The sequence below is a fragment of the Acinetobacter sp. YH12095 genome, from assembly GCF_013419245.1.
GTDB classification, from domain to species: domain Bacteria; phylum Pseudomonadota; class Gammaproteobacteria; order Pseudomonadales; family Moraxellaceae; genus Acinetobacter; species Acinetobacter towneri.
This window is the reverse complement of record NZ_VPAL01000048.1, coordinates 1-2,176: the sequence shown is the minus strand read 5'-3', so window position 1 is coordinate 2,176 and position 2,176 is coordinate 1. Positions and strand designations below refer to the sequence as shown.

General features: G+C 46.2%; 3 protein-coding genes. All 3 read right to left on the bottom strand.

All coding sequences use genetic code 11. The annotated features are described in order from the left end of the window. Positions 1-1,300, bottom strand: a 1,300-nt coding sequence (locus tag FTU35_RS13255) for an IS66 family transposase (protein WP_180064807.1), incomplete at its 3' end; no start/stop codon positions are given. A gap of 74 nt (positions 1,301-1,374) precedes the next feature. Next, positions 1,375-1,710, bottom strand: coding sequence for an IS66 family insertion sequence element accessory protein TnpB (gene tnpB / locus FTU35_RS13250; RefSeq protein WP_171501105.1), 336 nt, complete (start codon positions 1,708-1,710; stop codon positions 1,375-1,377). Then, on the bottom strand, positions 1,707-2,090 hold the full coding sequence (locus tag FTU35_RS13245) for a transposase (protein ID WP_154320783.1): 384 nt from the start codon (positions 2,088-2,090) through the stop codon (positions 1,707-1,709). The genes tnpB and FTU35_RS13245 overlap by 4 nt, the downstream gene beginning before the upstream one ends. Between the last annotated feature and the right edge of the window lie 86 nt (positions 2,091-2,176).

Sequence of the window (2,176 nt, the reverse complement as noted above, 5' to 3'; positions counted from 1 at the left end):
AACTCGATGGCACTGTCAGATGATGTTGGTTGAGCCATTCATATAGTTGTTGCATCACTGGTTGACTATGCTGTTGTCGGTATTCGCGGCGGTCTTCCGCTGTACCATCGGTCTTTTTCCTGAGTTCGGCTTCTATCGCATACAGTTTCTGAATCAGCACTAATGCCTGTTCAGCAACCTGACTTTTCCCAGTTACATGCAGTTCATGGAATTTACGACGTGCATGGGCCATGCAGCCCACCTCAATCACCTGACCTGATTTAAAACGTGCTTTATAACCACTGTAATCATCACAGACTAGATAGCCCTGCCAGCCTTTCAAGAACTCTTCAGCATGCTGGCCTGAACGACTATCCTGAAAGTCATAGATCACCGCCTGAACTGGATTGTACTGTGTGGTGGCATAGGCCCAGACATAACCTTTCTTCGGTTTTTTATCATTCTCACCCATCCGCATGATGGTGACCGGTGTTTCATCTGCATGCAGCACCTGCTGTTGTAGTACCACCTCTTTTAAGGCATTGGCCAGAGGCTCCAGTTCTACACCGCAGCGACCTATCCAGTCAGATAACGTTGATCTAGAAAGCTCGATTCCCGCCCGCTGATAGATCAGACGTTGACGGTACAGCGGCAAATGATCGGCATACTTCGATACCAGCACATGGCTGAGCAATTCAGGTGAAGCAATGCCTTTATCAATCACATAGGCGGGCATCGCTTGCTGAGTCAGGGTGTCACACTGATCACAGACCCATTTACCACGCACATGCTGTTCCTTATAGAACTGTGCCGGTCTGAAATGCAGTTTTTCACTGATATCTTCGCCGATACGACGGAGTTGGCAGCCACAAGCACATTGGGTTGATGCAGGTTCATGCTCAATACGGATGGTGTGTAGATGATCTGGCAGTGGTCGACGTTTAGGTTTATTGGTTTTGGCTTTCTGTGTCGCTGCATTGGTTTTATCTGCATTTAGCCGTTCCAGTTCTAGATCAACCGCGGCAATATCTTCTTCAACCGCTTCATCCCATAGATGGATTTGTTTTGCAGTGAGATGTTCGTTTTTACTGCCGAATTTGTGCTGTTTAAATAGTGCGAGTTCATGCTCGTATTTTTGATTGAGAATAGAAAGATGTTGAACTTTAGAATCTAATTGCTGATTGGTGACTTCAAGATGTTGAACTCTGGCATCTAATTGCTGGTTTGATTGTGCTAGAGACTGATGCTGCATCGCCAACTGTCTGGTGAATTCCAGCAGTTGTTCATGGGTCAGTTGGCTTAAGTCAGGCAGCGTATTCATGACCGCAGTATGCCTGAGGTCATGAAGAGAATGAAATAGAACGTTTGGAGGATGGCAGAATGGTCGAGCTTGGTTTAGAGCATATTCACCACTTGCTGCAATCCAATTCTCTGCCAAGGCAAACCTTGGATTAATGCCTGTAACTGTTCCGGGCTGAGGGCCACGGTTTCACCTTGGTGAACTTGAGCCCAGTGAAATTTACCCTGTTCCAAACGCCGGGCACACAGCCAGATGCCCAGTCCATCATGTACCAACACTTTCATACGATGACCACGTTTATTACAGAACAGGTAGGCGCAATGCGGTTTGATTGAGCCAAAGGCTCTCACCACCTGAGCCATGGTCGTATCCATACCTGCACGCATGTCCATGGGCTGAGTAGACAACCAGATTTCATCAATGCGGATCATGTTGCAAGTGCCTTGAGTAATTCTGCCAAGACAGGTATTTCTGATGTCTGCCATTTTAGCTGAATATCATTATTCGTATGAGGCACGGTGATACACAACGTGATCCTCTCATCAATAGGTTGGCTGATTTCAGCAGTGTAAGGCAAAGCAATAAATGCTGGATTCACATGAGTAGGATCCTGCACGGCACCCTCATGATGGCTGAAGATCCTGATCCAACGACTGACAAGGTTGGCATTAATACTATGTTGCAGTGCGACCGAAGCGATCGAGGTATTAGGATTTTTACAGGCATTGACAATACTGAGTTTGAATTCTTTGCTGTATGTTCTGCGTTTTTTAGCAACAGGAGGTGTTGCTGAATATATATCCATGTTCATGGATTAAGTCCCCACTTGTTTTTAGGTGGGAACTAAATTAAGGCTTATAGGATCGCTTGGTAAGGCTGTGTTAGCCGGATGCTTAC